At 72.0% G+C, this 19,722-nt stretch carries 16 protein-coding genes and 2 pseudogenes; 10 read left to right on the top strand and 8 right to left on the bottom strand.

Features of this window, described 5'->3' with window-relative positions:
• Window positions 1-297 (top strand): annotated as a pseudogene (locus LCD33_RS24875) (hypothetical protein); the annotation flags it as partial.
• A 93-nt stretch (window positions 298-390) separates the two neighbouring features.
• A complete protein-coding gene (gene serS / locus LCD33_RS24870; protein WP_224958400.1) occupies window positions 391-1,656 on the top strand; it encodes a serine--tRNA ligase in 1,266 nt (421 codons plus the stop codon).
• Here serS and LCD33_RS24865 read toward each other — a convergent pair whose 3' ends face one another.
• Window positions 1,657-2,292: an endonuclease gene (locus LCD33_RS24865; RefSeq protein WP_224958402.1), complete on the bottom strand. Its 636-nt coding sequence runs from the start codon at window positions 2,290-2,292 to the stop codon at window positions 1,657-1,659.
• A 105-nt stretch (window positions 2,293-2,397) separates the two neighbouring features.
• On the opposite strand from LCD33_RS24865, the gene LCD33_RS24860 reads away from it, so the two are divergent.
• Complete coding sequence (locus LCD33_RS24860) at window positions 2,398-3,015, top strand: helix-turn-helix domain-containing protein (protein ID WP_224958404.1); 618 nt, start codon at window positions 2,398-2,400, stop codon at window positions 3,013-3,015.
• A 43-nt stretch (window positions 3,016-3,058) separates the two neighbouring features.
• Here the strand turns inward: LCD33_RS24860 and LCD33_RS24855 are convergent, their stop codons facing one another.
• Window positions 3,059-3,931: an LLM class flavin-dependent oxidoreductase gene (locus LCD33_RS24855; RefSeq protein ID WP_224958405.1), complete on the bottom strand. Its 873-nt coding sequence runs from the start codon at window positions 3,929-3,931 to the stop codon at window positions 3,059-3,061.
• A gap of 175 nt (window positions 3,932-4,106) precedes the next feature.
• On the opposite strand from LCD33_RS24855, the gene LCD33_RS24850 reads away from it, so the two are divergent.
• Window positions 4,107-4,916 (top strand): HAD family hydrolase, encoded by an 810-nt coding sequence (locus tag LCD33_RS24850; RefSeq protein WP_224958406.1) that lies wholly within the window; start codon window positions 4,107-4,109, stop codon window positions 4,914-4,916.
• A gap of 93 nt (window positions 4,917-5,009) precedes the next feature.
• Here LCD33_RS24850 and LCD33_RS24845 read toward each other — a convergent pair whose 3' ends face one another.
• Window positions 5,010-6,236 (bottom strand): glycosyltransferase 87 family protein, encoded by a 1,227-nt coding sequence (locus tag LCD33_RS24845; RefSeq protein WP_224978348.1) that lies wholly within the window; start codon window positions 6,234-6,236, stop codon window positions 5,010-5,012.
• 266 nt (window positions 6,237-6,502) lie between these two features.
• On the opposite strand from LCD33_RS24845, the gene glf reads away from it, so the two are divergent.
• From glf to LCD33_RS24825, 4 genes are all read left to right on the top strand, one after another.
• Window positions 6,503-7,696, top strand: coding sequence for a UDP-galactopyranose mutase (gene glf / locus LCD33_RS24840; RefSeq protein ID WP_224958408.1), 1,194 nt, complete (start codon window positions 6,503-6,505; stop codon window positions 7,694-7,696).
• A 1-nt stretch (window position 7,697) separates the two neighbouring features.
• Window positions 7,698-9,677, top strand: coding sequence for a glycosyltransferase (locus LCD33_RS24835; RefSeq protein ID WP_308011326.1), 1,980 nt, complete (start codon window positions 7,698-7,700; stop codon window positions 9,675-9,677).
• 120 nt (window positions 9,678-9,797) lie between these two features.
• The gene (locus LCD33_RS24830) at window positions 9,798-10,316 is read left to right on the top strand and encodes a phosphatase PAP2 family protein (protein ID WP_224967134.1); all 519 of its coding nucleotides are present in this window, start codon (window positions 9,798-9,800) and stop codon (window positions 10,314-10,316) included.
• 205 nt (window positions 10,317-10,521) lie between these two features.
• Complete coding sequence (locus tag LCD33_RS24825) at window positions 10,522-11,478, top strand: decaprenyl-phosphate phosphoribosyltransferase (RefSeq protein ID WP_255615105.1); 957 nt, start codon at window positions 10,522-10,524, stop codon at window positions 11,476-11,478.
• 52 nt (window positions 11,479-11,530) lie between these two features.
• Here the strand turns inward: LCD33_RS24825 and LCD33_RS24820 are convergent, their stop codons facing one another.
• The 5 genes from LCD33_RS24820 to LCD33_RS24800 form a co-directional block, all read right to left on the bottom strand.
• Window positions 11,531-12,796 (bottom strand): NAD(P)/FAD-dependent oxidoreductase, encoded by a 1,266-nt coding sequence (locus LCD33_RS24820; RefSeq protein WP_224958409.1) that lies wholly within the window; start codon window positions 12,794-12,796, stop codon window positions 11,531-11,533.
• Window positions 12,793-13,194 carry a GtrA family protein gene (locus tag LCD33_RS24815; RefSeq protein WP_224958410.1) on the bottom strand — a complete coding sequence of 134 codons (402 nt, stop codon included), beginning with the start codon at window positions 13,192-13,194 and terminating at the stop codon, window positions 12,793-12,795. Before LCD33_RS24815 ends, LCD33_RS24820 begins: the two co-directional genes overlap by 4 nt.
• Window positions 13,181-14,188, bottom strand: coding sequence for a glycosyltransferase family 2 protein (locus LCD33_RS24810; RefSeq protein WP_224967115.1), 1,008 nt, complete (start codon window positions 14,186-14,188; stop codon window positions 13,181-13,183). The genes LCD33_RS24815 and LCD33_RS24810 overlap by 14 nt, the downstream gene beginning before the upstream one ends.
• 202 nt (window positions 14,189-14,390) lie before the next feature.
• Window positions 14,391-17,660, bottom strand: coding sequence for an arabinosyltransferase domain-containing protein (locus LCD33_RS24805; protein ID WP_224967114.1), 3,270 nt, complete (start codon window positions 17,658-17,660; stop codon window positions 14,391-14,393).
• Between the two features lie 98 nt (window positions 17,661-17,758).
• Window positions 17,759-18,586, bottom strand: a complete 828-nt coding sequence (locus tag LCD33_RS24800) for a helix-turn-helix transcriptional regulator (protein ID WP_224958413.1) — start codon at window positions 18,584-18,586, stop codon at window positions 17,759-17,761.
• Between the two features lie 291 nt (window positions 18,587-18,877).
• On the opposite strand from LCD33_RS24800, the gene LCD33_RS24795 reads away from it, so the two are divergent.
• Window positions 18,878-19,102: a zinc finger protein gene (locus LCD33_RS24795; RefSeq protein ID WP_224958415.1), complete on the top strand. Its 225-nt coding sequence runs from the start codon at window positions 18,878-18,880 to the stop codon at window positions 19,100-19,102.
• Window positions 19,099-19,722: pseudogene (locus tag LCD33_RS24790) on the top strand (hypothetical protein); the annotation flags it as partial. The gene LCD33_RS24795 and the pseudogene LCD33_RS24790, both read left to right, overlap by 4 nt.

The following is a 19,722-nucleotide window of genomic DNA, read 5'->3' as shown; positions in this document are numbered from 1 at the left end:
GCCGCCCGCCGGGCAGCGACCCGGTGCCGCGCAGCGCCCGCCGGGTCCGCCGCCGGGCGCCCTGCCGAACCCGCCGCCGAGCGGCCGGAGCCCGCCGACGCCGACGCCCCCGGGCAGCCCGCCGCCGTGGCCGAGGAACCCGCTCCGGCGACCGACGAGCAGGCCGCTGACCAGCGACCCCCGCGCCGCCCCGCCGAGACCGCGCGCCGGGCGCGCTACCGCTCGGCGACCGGGCGCAGGCTCGGCGACCCCGTCCGCCGGGACCGGCCCCGGCAGCGGCGCCGCCACGAGCGCTGACGCCCCGACCGGCCACCCGGATGACCTGGACGGGCCGCGGGCACCGCCCCCGCGACGGCACCGGAGGGAGCCGACCGGCTAGGCTCACCTGCTGTGATCGACCTCAAGACGCTTCGCGATGACCCGGAGGCCGTGCGCGCCTCGCAGCGCGCCCGAGGTGAGGACGCGTCCCTCGTGGACGCGCTGCTCGCCGCCGACGAGCGTCGCAGGTCCGCGGTGTCCCGAGCCGACACGCTGCGCGCCGAGCAGAAGCAGCTCGGCAAGCAGGTCGGCAAGGCCAAGGGCGAGGAGCGCGACGAGCTGCTGGCCCGCGCCAAGGACCTCTCCGCCCAGGTCAAGCAGGCCGAGGCCGAGCAGACCGAGTCCGACGCCGAGCTGCTGCGCACCCAGAAGAAGGTCTCGAACATCGTCGAGCCCGAAACCCCGCCCGGCGGCGAGGACGACTTCGTGGTGCTCAAGCACGTCGGCACCCCGCACGAGTTCGACTTCGAGGTCCGGGACCACCTGGACCTCGGCCTGGGGCTGCGCGCGTTCGACATGGAGCGCGGCGCGAAGGTCGCGGGCGCCCGGTTCTACTTCCTCACCGGCATCGGCGCCCAGCTGGAGCTGGCGCTGCTGAACATGGCCGCCGCCCAGGCCACCGCCGCCGGGTTCACCCTGGTCGTGCCGCCGGTGCTGGTCCGCCCGGAGATCATGGAGGGCACCGGCTTCCTCGGTTCCCACTCCACCGAGGTGTACCGGCTGGAGGAGGACGACGCGTACCTGGTCGGCACCTCCGAGGTCCCGCTCGCGGGCTACCACTCGGGCGAGATCCTCGACCTCGCCGCCGGTCCGCTGCGCTACGCGGGCTGGTCCACCTGCTTCCGCCGCGAAGCGGGCTCCTACGGCAAGGACACCCGCGGCATCATCCGCGTGCACCAGTTCAACAAGCTGGAGATGTTCGTCTACTGCCGCGAGGAGGAGGCCCGCGCCGAGCACGAGCGGCTGCTCGCGTGGGAGGAGGAGATGCTCGCCAAGATCGAGGTGCCGTACCGGGTGATCGACACCGCGGCCGGCGACCTCGGGGCGAGCGCGGCCCGGAAGTTCGACTGCGAGGCGTGGATCCCGTCGCAGCAGGCCTACCGCGAGCTGACCTCCACCTCGAACTGCACCACGTTCCAGGCGCGGCGGCTCAACACCCGCTACCGGGAGGCCGACGGCCCGAACGCCATCGCCTCCACGCTCAACGGCACGCTCGCCACCACCCGGTGGATCGTGGCCATCCTGGAGAACCACCAGCGGCCGGACGGTTCCGTGGTGGTGCCCGCGGCGCTGCGGCCGTTCCTCGGTGGCCGGGAAGTGCTCGAACCGGTCGCCTGATCAGGCCGACGCGGTGATCTCCTGGAGGAGGCCCTTCTCCAGCGTGATGCGCACCAGGGCGGCGGAGAAGCGGGCGTGGTCGTCCGCGGGCACCAGCTCGCCCAGCCGGTGCGCGTCCGCGGGCAACCCGGCCTTCTCGGCGCCGGAGAGCGCCTTCGCGTCGAAGTGGGGGCGCAGCTCCGGCCACACCGCCTGCGCCTCCCGGCAGAAGATGTGCGCGCCGACCGGGCCGAGGCTCGGCACCTCGCGCAGCAGCCGCTGCACCTCCGCCGGGTCCCCGTCCGCAGCGGCCCGCAACCGGCGCAGGTCGCCCCGGTAGCGGTCCAGCACCAGCTCGGCGCCGCGGCCGAGCGCCGTGGCCGTGCTCTCGTCGTAGCGCACGTAGTGCCCGCGGCCCAGCGCGTCCACCCGCTGCTGCCACGTCGAGTCCCGCATCCGCTCCGCGGTGGGGAACTCGCCGAGCTCCCGGGCCGCGGCCACCGCGATCTCGGCCTTGATCCGGGTGGACAGCAGCACCGACAGCACCAGCAACCGGTACAGCGGGGACGGCTTGTCGGCGAGCGCTATGCCCGCCTGCTCCGCGTAGGTGGTGCCCGCTTCGCGCACCAGCGCGCGGGCGGTGGACCGTTCGGACATGTCGGCACCTCCTCCGCCCGGCCTACCCGGGCGTGCCCGCGCCCACACCGGCACGCGGAGCTCGGTGCCGGGATGCGCGGGGGACCAGCGCCTATGGTGGTGGGCGTGGCGGATCCTTCAGCTGAACGACAGAGCGCGCCCGGCGACGGCGCGGACGCCCGGGGCCTGGCGGGCATCGGCGAGCGGATCCGCCGGTTGCGCGCCGAGCGCGGGCTGCCCGGGACCGGACTGGCCCAGGCCGCGCGGCTCACCGCGGAGCGGCTCGCGGCCGTCGAGGACGAGGCGGCGACGCCGACGCTTCCGGAGCTCACCGCGCTCGCCGGAGCGCTGGACGTGGCGCTCCCCGAACTGTTCACCGACGCGGTGCCCGGCCCGGCCGCGGTCGTGATGCGCGGCGACGAGGTGCCCACCGTCGAATCCGGTGACCTCGCCGTGCAGGTGCTCACGCCCCGCTCGGTGCTGCCCGGGATGTACGCGGCGCGCTACCGGCTGGACCCGACGAGCGTCGGGGTGCGGCCGGTGCAGCACGAGGGGCACGACTGGTTGTACGTGCTCAGCGGGGAGCTGCGCGTCGAGTTCGAGCAGGATTCGGTGACGTTGCGGGCCGGGGACAGCGCCAGCTTCGGCGCGACGGTGGCGCACCGGTTGGTGGTGCCCGGCGGCGAGCCCGCCGAGTTCCTGGCGGTGGGCGCCACCCTGCTCACCACGGACCCGCCCGCGTAGCGGTCCGGGGGGGGCGTTCCGGACGGGCCGCCTGCCTCGCGGGTCAGAGCTCGGGGAGGACCTCGGAGGCGATCTCCTCGACCGTCGACTCGGTCCCCTCGTAGGGCGAATCGGTGCGCGGCCAGTGCGTCACGACGTCGGTGAAGCCGAGCTCGGCGGCCCGGCCCACGACCTCCTTGAAGTACTCCACGCTGCTCATCGAGTACGCCGGTGCCGCGTCCGCCTGCAGGTAGCGGTGGACGCGTGCCGGGGCCTTGCCCTCGGCGGCCAGCGCGTCGTCGAACTTCTTGGTCAGCTCGGCCACGCCGCGCCACCAGGCCTCGACGTCGTCCCCGCCGCTGCCGGTGGTCACCCAGCCCTGCCCGTAGCGGGCGGCGAGCCGCATCGCGCGCGGCCCGTTCGCGGCGATGACGAACGGCAGGCGCGGCAGCTGCACGCAGCCGGGGGCGCGGCGGGCTTCCACGGCGGTGTAGTGCTCGCCGTACCAGCTGGTGTTGTCCTGGGTGAGGATCTTGTCGAGCAGCTCGACGAACTCCTCGAACCGCTCGGTCCGGGCGGCGGGGGCGAGCGGCTGCCCGCCGAGCACCGCGGTGTCGAAGCCGGACCCGCCCGCACCGATGCCGAGCGTGATCCGGCCGTCGGAGATGTCGTCGAGCGCGGTGATCTCCCGGGCGAAGTGCACCGGGTGCCGGAAGTTCGGCGAGGCCACCAGGGTGCCCAGCCGGATCGTGGAGGTCACGGTCGCCGCCGCGGTGAGCGTGGGCACCGCGTCGAACCAGGGTTTGTCGACCAGCGACCGCCAGCCCAGGTGATCGTAGGTCCAGGCGTGGGCGAAGCCGTACTCCTCGGCCATCCGCCACAGCGGCTCCGCGGCCCACCACCGGTGTTCGGGCAGTATCACAATCCCAACGCGCACACCGCTGACCGTATCGGTACCACCCGGACGGGTTCGACCCTGTGCGGGCTCTTGACCAGGTTTCGTGCCTGCCGCCCGTCCGAGTGCTCCCCGGCCGACGGAAAGATCCACACTGTCAGGTGAAGCCGGATTAATCGAGCCCCGGCTCGTGCGCGGTCTCGCCAGCATGTCCCGGGTGAACAAACCCGCGCTAGTCGCATCCGATGTGGACGGAACGCTGCTGGACCCGTCGGTCCAGGTCAGCGAGCGGACGGCGCGCACCGTGCGCGCCGTCGTGGACGACACCCCGTTCGTGCTGGTCACCGGAAGGCCACCACGATGGGTGCCGCAGATAGTGGATGGTCTCGGCGTGGCCGGGATCGCGGTGTGCTCGAACGGCGCGGTGCTCTACGACGCCGAATCCGACCGGGTGCTGCACCGCACCGAGATGGAACCGGAGCAGCTGCGCGACGCGGCCCGCGAGCTGCGCGAGGCGCTGCCCGGCTGCACGTTCGCGGTGGAGCGCTCCACCGGCCGGGCCCGGGACGACGTGGCCGAGCAGTTCCTCGCCGAGGCCGGGTTCCACCGGGTCTGGCCGAACCGGGACATCCGGGTGGTGGAGCGCTCGGAGCTGTTCGACCGGCCCGCGGTGAAGCTGATGGTGCTGCACGAGGACCGCAGCACCGACCTGGTGCCCGCCGTCGAGGAGGTGCTGGGGCCCCGGTTGTGCCTGACCTGCTCGATGGGCGGCGGCCCGGTCGAGCTGTCCGCGCCGGGGGTGGACAAGGGCAGCGGCCTCGCGGCGGTGGCCGAGAAGCTCGGCGTCCCGCCGGACGAGGTGATCGGCTTCGGCGACATGCCCAACGACATCCCGATGCTGGACTGGGTGGGCCACGGCGTGGCGATGCGCAACGCGCACCCGGGGGTGCTGGAGATCGCCGACGAGGTCACCGGGTGCAACGGGCAGGACGGGGTCGCGCAGGTGCTGGAGCGCTGGTGGCCGTGACCCGCTGACCGGGCGCCGCCGCGGGCGGCGTGAAGATCTGATGAACGTTCGGAGCGCCGTGTTCGGGCTGGGGAGGCGGACACGGCGTCCTGGCTAGACCCCGCTGCCGACCCGTTCGGCGGCCGGTTCCGCCGCGGTCCGCTGCCGGTGCAGCAGGTGCGCGGCCGCGCAGGCGATGAGGAAGCCGATGCCCAGCAGCGCGTAGGAACCGCCCACGACCTGCTGCGAGAACGTCCACCGCAGTTCCCGGTCCCCGGTGTTGGGCAGGTACCAGTGCGGCGCGACCAGCACCGCCAGCGCGCACAGCCCCGCGTACATCGCGATCCCGTACCAGCGGTGCCGCCAGGCCATCGCGAACACGAGCACCAGCGCCGGCCCGGCCCACACCCAGTGGTGCGACCAGGAGATCGGCGAGATCAGCAGCACCAGCACCGCGTTGACCACCAGCGCCAGCGGCACGTTCCGGGTGCGCAGCGCGTACCGCATCCCCAGCACGGCGAGCACCAGCAGCACGAGCGACCCGGCGATCCACAGCGAGTCCAGCGCCGTCCCGGTGATGTCCTGCTTGGCGAGCAGGCTGCGCAGCGTCTGGTTCCCGGCGTACACCGCGCCGATGTCCTCGCCGGTGGAGAACATCTTGTCCAGCCACCAGTCCGCCGAGTCGTCCGGCGCCGCCAGCAGCCCCAGCAACACCGTCCCGGCGAACGTGACGGCCGCGACCGACATGGCCCGGAAGTCCTTGCGCAGCAGGAACAGCAGCAGGAAGCCGAGCGGGGTGAGCTTGATGGCGGCGGCGATCCCGACCAGCAGCCCGCGCGGCCACCGGGTGCGCGGCAGCAGGCAGTCGGCGGCGACCAGGCCCATCAGCAGCAGGTTGACCTGCCCGTAGTTCACCGTGTCCCGCGTCGGCTCGATGATCGTCATGACCGGCAGGGCGACCGCGGTGGCCACCGCCACCGACCCGGCGTTCGGCGCGAGGTAGGGCGAAGAGCGCGCGAACGAATACGCGGTCACCAGGATCGACAGGTGCGAGAGCACCGAGACCACGACGACGGCGGCATCGCCGGACAACCACCACAGCGGGGTGAAGACGATCGCCGCGAACGGCGGGTAGATGAACGGCAGGGTGGTGCTGTCCGGGGATTCCGGAGTCAGGTCGCCGTAGATCTCGTAACCGTTCAGCCACGCTCGGGCACCGAGCCGGTAAATCTCGGTGTCCATGTAGCCGCGGGTGTCGATCCAGTGCACGAACCAGATCGCCAGCGCTTCCAGGACGATCGCCGCCACCAGCAGGTACCGGCCGTCTCGGACCTTGGTCACGCTGCAGATCACCTTCCAGGTCCGGGAGCGGGCCGCGGCGATGCTACCGAATCCGACTCGCCGGTCCCGTCACCGCGCTGAGCGACACCGATCGTCGCGACGACTCCGGAGAGTCGCGAAGTGTCACTGTTCGTGCTGCACGATCGGTCTTGATCGGACTCAGCGCCACCCGGATGGCCAGCGAAAACACGTGATGTAGTTGAATCGGGACGGGAACCTCAACGCGGTTCCCGGGCCCCGTCGGCTGGCCGCTACCCTCGACGGCTGTGAGCTTCGCAGGCTATGACCTGATCGTTGTTGGCTCCGGATTCTTCGGACTGACGATCGCAGAGCGCGCCGCCACCCAGCTGGACAAGCGGGTGCTGGTGCTGGACCGACGTGACCACATCGGCGGAAACGCCTATTCGGAACCGGAACCGGAAACCGGTATCGAGGTGCACCGCTATGGCGCGCACCTGTTCCACACCTCGAACAAGCGGGTGTGGGAGTACGTGAACCGGTTCACGGATTTCACCGATTACCAGCACCGGGTGTTCACCCGGCATGAGGGACAGATTTACTCGTTCCCGATGAACTTGGGCCTGCTGTGCCAGTTCTTCGGTCGCGCGTTCTCCCCGGACGAGGCCAAGGCGCTGGTCGCGGAGCAGGCGGCGGAGATCAAGACCGCCGACGCCCAGAACCTGGAGGAGAAGGCGATCTCCCTGATCGGCCGTCCGCTGTACGACGCGTTCGTGCGCGGCTACACGGCCAAGCAGTGGCAGACCGACCCGAAGCAGCTGCCCGCCGCGAACATCACCCGGCTGCCGGTCCGCTACAACTTCAACAACCGCTACTTCAACGACACCTACGAGGGTCTTCCGGTCGACGGCTACACCGCCTGGCTGGAGAAGATGGCGGAGCACCCGAACATCGAGGTCCAGCTCAGCACGGACTACTTCGACGTCCGCGCCGAGCTCCCGGCCGACGTGCCCGTGGTGTACACCGGCCCGCTGGACCGCTACTTCGACTACTCGGAGGGCGAGCTGGGCTGGCGCACCCTCGACTTCGAGTCCGAGGTCGTGCCGACCGGCGACTACCAGGGCACGCCGGTGATGAACTACGCGGACGAGGACGTGCCCTACACCCGGATCCACGAGTTCCGGCACTTCCACCCCGAGCGGGAGGACCGGCACCCGAAGGACAAGACGGTGATCGTCCGGGAGTACTCGCGGTTCGCCGAGCACGGCGACGAGCCGTACTACCCGATCAACACCGGCGACGACCGGGCGAAGCTCGAGGCGTACCGCGAGAAGGCGAAGGCCGAGGCCAAGGAGCGCAAGGTGCTCTTCGGCGGCCGGCTGGGCACCTACAAGTACCTCGATATGCACATGGCGATCGGCTCGGCGTTGAGCATGTTCGACAACAAGCTCACCCCCTATTTCACCGAGGGCCGCCTCCTGGACGGCTCGCTGGAGGATTGACGTGACCGACCGGACCCCCGACGAGTCCGCGGCCGCCACCAAGCGCGCCGGGACCGCGACCGCGGCCGAGAGCAAGACCGGTGAGGCGGCCGCCACCCGCTCGAAGAGCCGCAAGGTGGCTCCCGAGCAGGTGCTGCAACGCGTGGTCTTCCCGCGTGGTGAGGACCCGCTGGACGTGCGCGCGCTCTACATCGACGAGCCGCAGACCGGCACCACCACGGTGGTGTCCCGGCGCTCGATCAAGGTGCCCGCGCACTCCAAGATCTCGCTGGCGTCCTACTTCAACGCCTTCCCCGCCAGCTACTGGAAGCGGTGGACGAAGGTCGACGAGGTGGTGCTGCGGCTGAAGGTCAAGGGGGCCGGTCGGCTCGACGTCTACCGCTCGAAGGCCAACGGCGACAGCGTGCACCTGGAAGGTGCGCCGGTCGCCAGCCCGAAGTCCTGGACGTGGCTGGAGTTCCGGGTCTCGCTGAAGCCGTTCGAGGACGGCGGCTGGATCTGGTTCGACCTGTTCACCAACGACAGCGCGCTGGAGGTCGACGAGGCGGCCTGGACCACCGACGTCGAGCTGCCGCGGCAGCGGGTCGTCGTGGGCACCACCACGATCCGCCCGGCCGACTGCGTCGTGGCGCTGCAGACCCTGGGCGAGGACCCCGAGGTCATGGCCGTGGTGGAGAAGGTCGTCGTCGCCGACCAGGGCGGTCAGAAGATCCGCGACACCGAGGGCTTCGAGCTGGCGGCCGAGCGGCTCGGCGACAAGCTGCAGGTGATCGAGCAGGCCAACATCGGCGGCTCCGGCGGCTTCACCCGCGTCATGTACGAGGGCGTGCACAACTCGGACGCCGAGCAGGTCCTGCTCATGGACGACGACATCGCGCTGGAGCCGGACGGCGTGCTGCGCGCCAACGCGTTCGCCCGCGCCGCCTCCCACCCGGTGATCGTCGGCGGCCACATGCTGAACCTGCAGGCCCGCTCGCGGCTGCACAGCATGGGCGAGGTCGTCGACGTCGGCGTCGGCATCTGGCGCCCCGCGCCGGGCGCGGTCACCGACTACGACTTCGCGAAGACCCCGCTGCGCAAGAGCAAGAAGCTGCACAAGCGGATCGACGCGAACTACAACGGCTGGTGGATGTGCCTGTTCCCGCGTGAGGTCATCGAGAACTCCGGGCTGCCGCTGCCGCTGTTCATCAAGTTCGACGACTCGGAGTACTCGTTGCGCGCCGGCGCGCACGGCTACCCGACGGTGACGCTGCCGGGCGCGGCGGTGTGGCACATGCCGTGGACGGACAAGAACGACGCCACGGACTGGACCGCCTACTTCCACACCCGCAACCGGCTGGTGATGGCCGCGCTGCACAGCCCGGAAGAGGTGCGGCAGGTCCTGGTCAAGCAGGGCCTGAAGCTGACCCTGCGGCACCTGCTGTCGATGGAGTACTCCACGGTGGCGGTGCAGCAGAAGGCCATCGAGGACTTCCTGGCCGGACCGGGCGAGCTGTTCGACTCGCTGCGCACGGCCCGCCCGGACGTGCTGGAGCTGCGCAAGGACTACGACGACGCGAAGACGCTGCCCTCGGCGCGCGAGTTCCCGCCGCCCTCGGCGGACCCGATCATGGCGGAGGGCCTGCTGAAGCCGCCGGTGAACCCGGCGGTCATCGCGGCGCGGGCGTCGAAGGCGCTGCTGCACAACCTCAAGGAACCCGACCAGGCGGCGGGCGAGCGGCCGCAGCTGAACATCCCGGCCGACAGCGCCCGCTGGTTCCTGCTCGGCGCGCTGGACAGCGCGACCGTGTCCAACGCCGACGGCAGCGGGGTGTCGTTCCGGCGCCGCGACCCGGAGGAGTTCCGCAGGCTCGGGCTCCGCGCCCTGGCGAACTACCGCAAGCTGGCCCGCGAGTGGCCGCGGCTGCGCGAGGTCTACCGCGCGGCGCTGCCCGAGCTGACCAGCCCGGAGTCCTGGAAACAGGTCTTCGACGAGAAGTGATCGACCCCGTGACCTGTGTGCCCCGACCCCGGAGACGAAGTGGCTGCTGAACCGACTACGACGACTCCCGGCGCGTCCAGCGCCGCGGAGCGGGAGTTCATCCCCGGCACCGAGGAACCGATGCCGGAAGTCACCACCGAGACGCTCGTCCTGCGCAAGGTGCAGGGCGCGCTGGCCAAGCCGCCGGTGGTCAAGGCGGCCCGCGCGATGTCGCTGTTCGGCGAGCACGCGGCAGGCTGGCTGGCGATCGGCGCCGTGGGTGCGCTGGTGGACCGCAAGCGGCGCGGCGAGTGGGTCGCGGCCGCGGCCGGCGTCGCCTTCGCGCACGGGGCGTCCATCGGGGTGAAGCGGGTCGTGCGGCGCAGCCGGCCCGGTGACCCGCAGGTGAAGGTGCTGGTCGGAACGCCGAGCAAGCTCAGCTTCCCGTCCTCGCACGCGACATCGACGACGACGGCCGCCGTGCTCTACGGCGGTCTGCTGGGCAAGCGGCTGACCCCGGCGCTGGTGCCGCCGATGATGGTCAGCCGGATGGTCCTGGGGGTTCATTACCCGAGCGACGTTCTCGCCGGTTCAGCGCTCGGCGGTGCCGTGGCGCTGGGCGTCCGGCGGTTCACGAGACGGCGGAGGAACCGTGGCTGACAAGAACGAGACCGGCGCGACCGTCAGCGAACCCGAAGGCGGGATCGACGAGGCCGCGGCGAAGACCGAGGTGGACGGCGGGACGGAGAACTCCGCCGGGAACGGCGCGAAGGCTCCCGTCGAGACGGACGCCGAGCAGGTGCGCGAGGTCGAGGCCGACGCCGAGGGGTCCATCGGCTCCGAGGCGGGCGGCAGCGCCGCCGCGCTGGAGGAGTCCGAGGCGAAGGCCGGGGACGAGAAGGACAAGTCCTCCGACGCCTACCACGCGAAGGTGACCGCGAAGGCGGGTACTCCGGCGGGCCTGATCAGCGGCCTGATCAAGGAGCTGCGCCCGAAGCAGTGGGTCAAGAACGTCCTGGTGCTGGCCGCCCCGTTCACCGCGGGCGCGCTGCTCAACACCGACGTCGTGCTCGACGCCGCCCTGGCGTTCGTGGTGTTCTCGATGGCCGCATCGGGCATCTACTTCATCAACGACGCCATCGACGTCGAGTCGGACCGCCAGCACCCGACCAAGCGGAACCGGCCGATCGCGGCGGGCCTCATCCCGGTGCCGATCGCCTGGGTGGTGGCGGTGCTGCTGCTCGGCGGCTCGCTGGCCATCTCCGGCGTGGTGAGCTTCGGGCTGTTCACGGTGATGGCCGTGTACATCGCGGTGCAGCTGGGCTACTGCTTCGGCCTGAAGCACCAGCCGGTGATCGACCTGTGCATCGTGGCCTCCGGGTTCCTGCTGCGCGCGGTCGCCGGTGGCGCCGCGGCCGGGCTGGAGATCACCCAGTGGTTCTACATCGTGGTGGCGTTCGGCTCGCTGTTCATGGTGGCGGGCAAGCGCTACGCCGAGGTGAAGCTGGCGGCCGAGACCGGCGCGAAGATCCGCAAGTCGCTGAAGGCGTACTCGCCGTCGTACCTGCGGTTCGTGTGGGCCATCGCGGCCGCGATCACGATCATGACGTACTGCCTGTGGGCGTACGACATCCGCGAGATCGAGCAGTCCCGCTGGGGCATCATCTCGATCATCCCGATGGTGATCGCGATCCTGCGGTACGCGGTGGACGTGGACAAGGGCGTCGCGGGCGAGCCGGAGGAGGTGGCGCTGAAGGACAAGGTGCTGCTGGTCCTCGGAGCCGTGCTCGCGGGCTGCCTGTTCCTCGCGTACTACCTCTGATCGAACCCGATCTCGGAACGCCCCCGGTGCCCGCCGGGGGCGTTCCGCCGTTCTAGGGCCGGTCCAGGCCGAGGTCGCGGATGACGTCGTGGGCCATCCGCACCGCGTAGCTCTGGCCGCGGTCCTGCGGGTAGATCTGCGACATGGTGGCCAGCACGACCCCCGGCATCGAGGTGGCGTGCGGCGGGATCAGGTCCCGGTACTCGGGCGTGACGACCGGTTGCGCGAACCCGGCCTTGGAGAAGTGCCAGTCCTGGATCCACGACTCGTCGAACTCCGGGTTCAGCTTCCGCAGCCACGGGACGTAGCGCGCCAGCAGCTCCGAGGGTTCGGTGGTGAACCGCCAGTCGTCCCGCGGCACGTAGTTGCCGACGTAGACGACGTGCCGCCCGCCGTACTCGGCGCGGTCGACCATGTTGGTGTGCTCGACGACGGCGAGGAACGGGAAATCGGTGTCGTTGATGTTGAGCCAGTAGTACGGGATGACGCTGCGGTCGCACTCCAGCACGAAGCAGGTGGCGCCCAGGTACTGGTTGCGCCACAGCACGTCGTCGGACTCGATCTCGGCGGCCTTCGCGAACACCGGTTGCGGGACGGTGACGACGAGCCGGTCGAACTCGTAGGCGGTGCCGTCGGCGGTCTTCACCTCCACCGAGTTCGGCTGGCGGACGGAGACCACGGGCTTGTCGAACTCGACGCGGCCGCCGCGTTCGGTCACCGCGTCCAGCAGCGCCCGGTACACCTTCTGGAACCCGCCGTGCACGTAGCCGAGCTCGAAGGTGCGGTAGTGGATCCGCGCCCACAGCCACGCCATCGACACCTGCTCGGCGCGGTCGCCGAACTTGCCGGTCAGCAGCGGTTCCCAGATGGTCCCGGTGACCCGCGGCCCAGCCCAGCGGCGCATCCAGTCGAGGGCGCGCACCGACCCGAACCGGGAGCCGTCGCGGACCGCTTTGAGCGCGGCGGAGCTGGCGCCGAACCGCAGCCGGTCGAGCAGCGAGAACTTCGGGAACCGCAGCATCTCCAGCGGGGTGCCGAACGGGTGCAGCTCGCCGTCCAGGTACACGCCGGTGCTGGGGGAGTGGAACCGCAGGTCGTCGGCCAGGCCGAGCTCGGTGATCAGGTCGATCATCGCCCGGTCGGTCTTGAAGCTGTGGTGGTAGAAGCGCTCCAGCGGGGTGCCGCCGACCTCGATGGAGGCCGCGAGCCCGCCGAGCTCGGCGGAGGCCTCCAGCACGGTGACGTCGTGGCCGGCCTTCACCGCGTCGAACGCGGCGGTCAGACCGGTGGCCCCGGCGCCCACGACACCCAGCTTCATCCGAAACTCCATCTCTTGTTGATCAGGTATTGCAGCAGCACGACCAGCGGGATCGCGGCCGCCTTCACCAGGTTCGGTGTCACCCCGAGCAGCCCGGAACCCAGGTGCAGCAGCAGGAACGTCACCGCCATGCCCGCCAGGCCGACGCTGTAGAACCGGGCGAAGCGGACCAGCAGCCGGTCCCGGGTGCGGAAGTTCAGCCGGGCGTTGAGCGCGAAGTTGTTCGCGATGCCGACGCTGGTGCTGATCGCGTTCGCGAGCTGCTCGTGCAGCCCGCAGGTGTTGAACAGCAGCAGGAACACCAGGTAGTCGAGGGTGACGCCGCTGACGCCGATGATCCCGTACAGCACCAGGGCGCGGCTCGGCCTCGGCAGCCGGCGCTGCTCAACCCCCGTCATGCCGGATCACCTTGCGCACGATGTAGAGCGGGCGCTGGCGCACCTCGTCGTAGATCCGTCCGATGTAGCTGCCGATCACGCCGAGCGAGAGCATCTGCACCCCGCCGAGGAACAGCATCACCACCATGATCATCGTCCAGCCGGAGACGGTGATCTGCGGGAAGAACAGCCGCAGCGCCACCGCGTAGAGGATGCCCAGCGCGGCCAGCCCGAGGCTCAGGAACCCGATGCGGGTGATCAGCTTCAGCGGTGCGGTGGAGAACCCGGTGACGCCGTCGGCGGCGAGCCGCACCATCTTGCGCAGCGGGTACTTCGTCTCGCCCGCGGCCCGCTCGTTCCGGTCGAACAGCACCTCGGTCTGCTGGAACCCCATCGAGGCGACCATGCCGCGGATGAACCGGCTGCGCTCCCGGAACCCGCGCAGCTCCTCGGCGGCGCGCCGGTCCAGCAGCCGGAAGTCGCCGGTGTCCACCGGGATGTCCACTTCGGCCAGGTTGTGCAGCAGCCGGTAGTACGAGTGCGCGGTGAGCCGCTTGAACCGGGTGTCGCGCCGGGTCCGCCGCCGCGCGGACACGATCTCGGCGCCGCCGCGCCACGCGTCGATCATCTCGATGCTCACCGCGGGCGGGTCCTGCAGGTCGGTGTCCATCACGACCACCGCGTCGCCCTCGGCGTGGTCCAGCCCGGCGGTGATGGCGATCTGGTGGCCGAAGTTGCGGGCGAAGTCCAGCACCCGCACCCGCGGGTCGGCCTCGGCGAGCTCCCGCAGCACCTGCAGCGAACCGTCCCGGGAACCGTCGTTGACGTAGATGAACTCGTACTCCAGGTCGGGCCGGGTCGCGGTGGCGGCGAGCAGTTCCCGGTGGAACCGGCGCAGGCCGTCCTGCTCGTCGTACACCGGCAGCACGTAGGAGATGAGCGAACCCGTGGCCGCCTCCTCGGTCCGCCGGTCTGGCGAGGGCACCGGCACTGCTCGGCTGATCGTCTCGGCCACCTGACTCCCCCTCGTCACCGTCCTCGCGTCGCGTGGACGCCGCGCTCGGCGGATCGGTTGCCCGTCGGTCGGGCGATCCGGCGCGGTTCGTCCGGGCGGGGAACGGCTCGGGGTGCCCGGCGCACCCGAGTTTTCCGCATCGGACCACCGCTGGGCACCGGCATCGCGTGATCGTTATCCACCGGTCCGGTGATGTTCGCGGTCACGGGTGCAGATCGCCTTCTTCGAAGGGGTAGGCGCCGTCGCCGTCCGCGCCGCCCTGCAACACCCGGCGGGTGCGCTGGTCGTAGGCGTCGCGGTCCAGGTCGTAGCGCACCGACAGCACGTGCCCCCAGGCGAACCCGGGGTCGCCGCGCAGCCTGCTCGGCGTCTCCAGCCGCCGGGATTGGCCGAGCACACCGGTGAACACCCCGCCGTAGGACGGGTCGAACGCCATCGAGCCCTCCCCGGCGGGCGGGGTGATGAGCAGGCCGGGGCTGTCCGCGGTGCCGTGCGAGACGCGCGGGTAGTCGAAGTAGCAGGGGAACAGGAAGCTGATCGGCCAGTCGACCAGCGCCGGGATCCCGCCGTCGAGCACGTCGCGCAGCGGCACCACGTCGCGCACCGCGGGACCGCTGAACGCGAGCCAGCCCTGCTCGTCGGTGGTGGTGTCCACGGCGTGCAGCCGGACCCGGTCGGCGCGCGCGGGCAGGTCGGCGGCGGTGACGGTGATCAGCCGCCAGGAGCCGAAGTCCCGCCAGTCGACGGGCCGGCCCTTCCGCGGGTCCTCGTAGGGCAGCTGCCGGGGCGGGGTGTCGCGCAGCGCGCGGGAACCGAGCTCGCGCACCTCGTCCCCGGTGCGGCCGCCGAACTGGAGCGCCAGCTCGTTGCCCTGCTCGGGGCGGCCGGCGACCCACACCGACAGCTCCTGCCCGGGGCGCAGCGCGGGCAGCTCGAACCAGCCGGTGGTGACCTCGCCGGTGGTGGCGGGGCCGTCGCGGAGGCTGTCCCACATCAGCGGGCTCGCGTCGGTGGGTTCGGCTTCGGCGCCGGTGGGGCGCAGCGCGAGCTCGCCGGGTTCGCGGCGCAGCAGCGGTTCCTGCGGCGGGCGGCCGGGGCGTTCGCGGTTCGCGGCGAAGGCGGTGGCCGGGGGCTCGCCGTCCTCGTCGTCGGCGGTCGCAGCGGTGCCGGTCTCCGCCTCGGCGCCGGTGTCGTCGAGCGGGCCGTCGACGAGCCGCAGCGCGCCGTCCTCGGCCAGCGGCAGCGTCTCCACCTCGTTCTCGATGCCGCAGCTGCGGGCCCGCACGCTGTCCCAGCTGGAGCGGCCCACCGAGAACGCGCCCGCCTGCGCCGGTGCCTGCGCGAACGACCCGAGCAGCACCACCACCATCACCAGCGCCGACAGGGTGAACAGCGCCGAGGCGGGCAGCGTCCACGCCCCGGCGAGCGCCCGCATCCGCACCAGCCCGAACCCGAGCAGACCGATCACCGCGGCCAGCAGCAGCCACGGCAGCGGACCGTCCAACGGCAGCCCCAGCGGCCGCACCGCGGTGTCCGACCACGCCACCCCGAAGTCCGAGTACTGCCACCACGAGTTGGGCCCGGTGAACGCCAGCGCCGCCAGCACCGCGCCACCGACCGCGCCCGCGACGCCGAGCTGCCGGGATTCGCGCTTCGCGCCCGGCAACGCCCCCACCCTGGCCAGCAGCACCACGGTCGCGGCCAGCAGCGCGGGCGCCACCCCGGCGAGCGCGCCGAAGTGGTGCGTCCACTTCGACGGCGTCAGCCACAGCGTCGCGAACACCGCCACCACCGCGCCGACCAGCAGCGGCAGCTCCGGCATCCGCACCGCCCGGTGCAGCCGCCGCAGCACCGCCGCGGACGCCAGCAGCACGGCCGCGATCGCCAGCAGCACCGCCAACCGCTTGCTCGCCGTCCCCCAGGTGGTGGTGCCCAGCAGCTCCGCGTACCGGTCGATCTCCTGGTACCAGCCGAGGCTCGGCCCGAACTCCTCGTGGATCTCGGTGGCCCGGCGGAACCCGGTCCAGGTGGAGTCGGCGAACATCGCCACCACCCCGACCGAGCCGAGGCAGCACAGCAGCGCGGTCCGCGTCGGCACGGTGATCCAGCGCGGCAGCGCCCCCTGCACGACCAGCACCCGCCGGATCCGCGGTGCGAACGCCAGCACGATCAGCAGCGCCGCCACCCCGGTGGGCGTGACGGCGACGGTCAGCCCGGTCAGCAGCGCCGCCGCGCCGAGCGGGCCGAACGGGGCCCGCGCCGTCGGCGCGGTGGCCCGCAGCAGCAGCGCGACGACGGCGGCGGTGCCGAGCGCCACGAACGCCTCCGGCCGGATGCCGAGGTCGAACGGCAACCAGCAGGCGAGGAAGAACACCGCGCTCAGCAGGTGCACCGGCACCCGCCGGACGCCGCGGCACAGCGGGGCGACGATGCCGTGCGCCAGCACCAGCCAGGTGAGCATCCCGGCGACGACGCTCGGCACCCGCAGCCACGCGGGCGCGAGGCTGTGCTCGGACACCCAGCGCATCAGGTGCTGCACCAGCGTGAACGGTGCCTCGGAAGCGTTGAACCAGCGGTAGAAGTTGCCGATGTCCCCGGTCGCCGCGTGGTTGCGGATGGTCAGCATCGCGAAGCCGTCGTCATCGCTGATCGGCCCGATGACCAGCCAGCACGCCAGCACCGCCGCCACCGCGGCATCAACGAGTAGTAATGCCGCCGTGTTGAAGCGGATGCGATCGAGCACTGCTCGCCGGATCGCGGCCCAGGTCGGCGGGGTATGCGCGACGAGCAGCAGCAGCGAGGACGCGGCCAGCAGGAGCGCCGCCCCGATCAGCGACAGCTTCAGCGAGCTCGGCGCGGTCTCGAACCAGGTGTGGGCGCGGGCGGTGACCGACAGCTCGGCCGCCTGCTCAGGAGCGAGGCCGGTGCGGAACGCGAAGATCTCCGGCGCGGGCACGTCCGGCAGCACGATCGCGGGCAGCCCGCCGACCACGACCTCGGTCCGCTGCGCGTCGGCGCGCACGGTGAGGTCGCAGTCCGCGGGCAGCGGCGGCAGCGGGACGGCGCGTTCGCCGAGCACCAGGTCCGGGGCGCCGTCCTCGGTGCGCAGCACCAGCCCGTCGCGCTCGCTGCCGGGCGGGGTGGTGGCCAGCAGCAGCACCGGCTCCGGCCGGTCCAGCGCGGCCCGCAGCGCGCGGCACGGGACGGTCGCGGTGAACTCGGCGGGGCGGTACGGGGCGAACAGCGCGGTGGTGGACACCGCGGGTTCGTCGGCGGCGGGCCAGCTCACCTCGGTGCGGTCGGCCCACACCGGGGCGAACGGCAGGGCCAGCGCGCAGCACAGCCCGGCGACGCCGAGTAGCAGCGCCACCACGTGCGCGATCCACCTGGCGCGGCGGGCCGCGGGAGCGGTCAGCTCGTCGAGGGGGCGTCGCGCTTCCCCTGGTGCACGGATCGGGCTGCTGGGCTCCACGACACCGTCCTCAAGAAAGATCTTCCCCGTCGCCGCGGGATCATTCTTGCGCACGCGTCGCGGACGGCTCCGGTCGCCGTCGTCGCCGGACCGCCGGGTCAGCGGACTTCGTCGAGCAGGGTGGCGGTGTCGCCGGGGCTCAGCGCCGCCGCCCGGAGCCGGGCGAACGCGGTGTCGTACCACTCGGTCTGCGCCGGTCCGTCGAGGTAGTCGGCGTTGCTGAGGTGCTCGATGTAGACGAGCCGCCCCGGTGCGGGCTGCTCGTAGTGCAGCAGCTGGAACGAGGTGCCCATCGCCGCGTGCGCGCCGGCGCCGAACGGCAGCACCTGCACGGTGATGTTCGGCCGCTCGGTGAGGTCGCGCAGGTGCGCGAGCTGCTTGTGCATCACGGCGCAGCCGCCGACCTGGCGGCGCAGCACCGTCTCGTTGAGCACCACGGCCACCGCGGGCGGCTCGTCCCCGGCGAGCACCGCCTGCCGGTCGGCGTTGACGGTGACGAGCCGTTCGAGCTCGTCCGCGTCGCGCCGCGGGTCGAGCGCGAGCGCGACCGCCTTGGCGTACTCGGGGGTGCGGAACAGCGCGGGAACGAGTTCGGACTCGTACGCGAAGAGCGTGGCGGCGATGCTTTCCATCGCGACGAATCGCTGTGCCCAGTCCGGAACGCGAATATGATTCCGCTTCCGGGCTTGGCGGGCGAGTTGCAGAACGGTTTCCGCGCGGTCTCCCGGCACCCCGTAGCAGTCGATGAGCAGCCGCACATCTCCCGGTCCGATGGTGGCCTTGCCCGTCTCGATCTTGCTGATTTTCGGTTTCGTGCATTCCAGCGCGTTCGCCGCCTGTTCCTGGGTCTTTCCGCAGCTCTCGCGCATGTCCCGCAGCAGCCTGCCCAGCTGGAGGCGGGCCACGGGAGGGCCGGTGATGCTCATCGGTGGCCTTTCGATCGAAACGGGGGATCGAGTCCAGTTGTTCCAGTGCGCGGACCTGTGCGCAATCAAGATCATCCGAATGGGTAGTTCCTCCGGGAATGCACTCTCTTTATCGTTCAGGTAGGCCGGTTCTGGCTGCGCGCCGGACGTGCCGCGGGAGTCGTGCCGCGGGAGTCGGCGGTGAGAGCCGTGCGGCGAGAGAACGGTGCGGCGGCCCGGAACGTCCCGGAATTCGGCGGCGGACGCGCGCCGCGAAAGCGGTGTCCGCAGCGGAGGACGAGGAGGTTCGCGGTGTTCATCAGGTTGGCCGGTCCGGTCGCGTACTGGCGCCCGGCGAAGGGCGAGCGGCACGCGTTGTCCGCCGAGCAGCGGCCGTACCCCGGGCAGGTGCGGGATGCGCTGTGCGGGTTGCGGTTCACCATCAACGAGCCCAGCGACTGCGACTGGTTCGCGGAGTCCTGCGCGGACTGCCTGGCCAGGGCGAAGGCGCTGCGCGATGCGAGGGAGCAGGGATGAGCGCCGAGCAACTCGGGGCCGTGGTGGCCGGATCGGTCCTGCTGGCCGGGGTACTGGCACTGGTGCTCCCGTTGCGCGGGGGCCGGGGCGAGCACGGCGGCGCGGGGCCGGGCGCGGTCACCGTCGACCGGCTGCGGGTGCGCTCCCGCGGTGCTCCGGTGGCTTCCGCCGGACGGCGGCGGGTCCCCGCTGCGGGACCGGCCGCGCGTCCGGGGAGCCCGGTGCGGGCGGTGGCTCCGGGGCGGCGGGTGACGGACCTGCGGTCGGCGGACCGGCCCGCGCCGGTGGGCCGCCCGACCTGGACGGTGCGGGCCGGCGTGGCGCCGCCTCGGCCGGCGGCCGGGGCTGCGGCGCCGGCCTCGGTCCGGCCGCGCCCGCGGTTCCCCGCGAACCGGGTGGTCGCCGTGGAACCGACCCCACCGCGGCCCGCGCCGCCGAAGCCCGGACCGCCGAAACCCGGGCCGCCGACGCCCGGAGCGCCGAAGCCCGGACCGCCGAAACTCGGACGGCCGAAACCCGGACCGCCGCCGAAGCGGGACTCGCCGAAGCCGGGCTCGTTCGAACCCGGACCGGCGGAACCGGGTCCCGCGACGTCCGGCCCCCCGGAGCGGGGCCCCCGC

This window comes from Saccharopolyspora sp. 7B (assembly GCF_020177435.1).
Classification (GTDB): Bacteria; Actinomycetota; Actinomycetes; order Mycobacteriales; family Pseudonocardiaceae; genus Saccharopolyspora_C; species Saccharopolyspora_C gregorii.
Note: the sequence above shows the minus strand (reverse complement) of the source record. Positions and strands in the feature narration are given on the sequence as shown.